We start from the raw sequence: 1,589 nt of genomic DNA, 5'->3' as shown, positions 1-1,589 counted from the left end.
CTTTTGCGCTTTTCAAAAGTGAGCCGCTGTAAAAGCGGAACCCATAGCAGCCGTTACCGCAGAAACGGATATGTACTCGGTCTGATCCAGCATCCTGGTCGGCTCTGAGGCCGCCATCGGGAGCAAGCCCCCTCCCACATTTGGACCGGGATCGACACAACATCCCGGTCGGCTCTGAGGCCGTCATCGGGAGCAAGCCCCCTCCCACATTTGGACCGGGATCGACACAACATCCTGGTCGGCTCTGAGGCCGTCATCGGGGGCAAGCCCCCTCCCACATTTGGATCGGGATCGACACAACATCCCGGCCGGCTCTGAGGCCGCCATCGGGGGCAAGCTGAACTGGCCTAATGCTCCCGGACACCTCTTAAGGGCGATATGATTCGCCCAATCAGGAGGTTTCATGCAAGAGCGAAAGACCTACACCCGCGAGTTCAAGCAACGTGCTGTAAGCATGGTTCTTGATGATAACTGCTCAGTTCCTGACGTCTGTGCGTCGATGGAGGTTGGCCCCACGGCTCTGCGCCGTTGGATTGAGCAGGTTCGCAAAGAGCGTCAGAAAGGGCAGCCAGTGGCAGGTACTAAGGCAATCAGCGATGAACAGCGAGAGCTTCAACAGCTGCGAGCCAAGGTCAAGCGCCTGGAGACCGAGGCTGAAATCTTAAAAAAGGCTACGGCTCTCTTGATGTCGGATCCCGATCGTTTTTCCTGATCGAGGAGCTGAGAGAGTCGAGTTCGTATCCGACCTGCCTGCTTTGCAGTGCGCTGGGCGTTTCCCGCAGCGCGTTTTATGACTGGCTTAAGCGTCGCTCAGTGCCGAATACCAAGCGTGACGCGCTCAGAGCAAAAGTCGTGCAATTGCATGACCAAAGCCGGGGAAGTGCAGGCGCGCGGATGATCTCTCAGCACTTGAAAGCCCAGCAGATCAAGGTGGGACGGCATCTGGCCGGAAAACTCATGGCGGAGGCAAATCTGGCCAGCAGACAGCGCCGCCGCCATCAGTATCGCTCTAGAGGCGTCGAAGCATTTGTGGCCAAGAATCTGCTCGAGCGTAACTTCGAGCCAACCGCAATCAATCAGGCCTGGTGCGGCGACGTTACCAGCCTGATGGTTGGTAAACGTTGGTATCACTTGGCAGCGGTCATTGATCTGTTCGCCCGCCGAATCGTTGGCTGGGCGTTTTCCCTGATCAACGACGCCAACCTGGTTAGCAAGGCGCTGAGAATGGCGGTGGAGGTTCGAGGCAAACATGCAGGCTTGATGTTTCATTCGGATCAAGGCAGCCAATACACCAGCCAGCTCTTTCAGTCCGAGCTGCTGGAGCATGGGATAACGCAAAGCATGAGCCGCAGGGGGCAGTGCTGGGACAACGCGCCAACAGAGCGTTTCTTTGGGACGCTTAAATCAGAGTGGGTGCCCAATAAGGGCTACACGACAGTTGAAGAAGCCAGGCGGGATATGACCAGCTTCTTCATGCGATACAACCGAATCAGGCTCCACAGCTACAACAACTACCTGTCGCCAATAGCCATGGAGCAAAAAGCGGCATAAACACCGTAATCGGTGTCCGGGATTACTTGACCAGTTCA

2 protein-coding genes are annotated in these 1,589 nt (G+C 56.5%); both read left to right on the top strand.

Going from position 1 to position 1,589, the window contains the following annotated elements; all coding sequences use genetic code 11:
* Window positions 1-403 precede the first annotated feature (403 nt).
* On the top strand, window positions 404-712 hold the full coding sequence (locus tag BFP89_RS29125) for a transposase (RefSeq protein WP_065883309.1): 309 nt from the start codon (window positions 404-406) through the stop codon (window positions 710-712).
* The gene (locus tag BFP89_RS00850; RefSeq protein WP_065883306.1) at window positions 709-1,551 is read left to right on the top strand and encodes an IS3 family transposase; all 843 of its coding nucleotides are present in this window, start codon (window positions 709-711) and stop codon (window positions 1,549-1,551) included. The genes BFP89_RS29125 and BFP89_RS00850 overlap by 4 nt, the downstream gene beginning before the upstream one ends.
* Window positions 1,552-1,589: the final 38 nt, after the last annotated feature.

The sequence above is a fragment of the Pseudomonas sp. 31 R 17 genome, assembly GCF_900004915.1.
Classification (GTDB): domain Bacteria; phylum Pseudomonadota; class Gammaproteobacteria; order Pseudomonadales; family Pseudomonadaceae; genus Aquipseudomonas; species Aquipseudomonas orientalis_A.
The sequence above is the reverse complement of the archived record's forward strand: the minus strand, read 5'-3'. Positions and strand labels throughout refer to the sequence as shown.

Excerpts from the sequence above, each read along its gene's own strand:
- BFP89_RS29125 (WP_065883309.1), top strand. The coding sequence starts at position 404 with ATGCAAGAGCGAAAGACCTACACCCGCGAGTTCAAGCAACGTGCTGTA.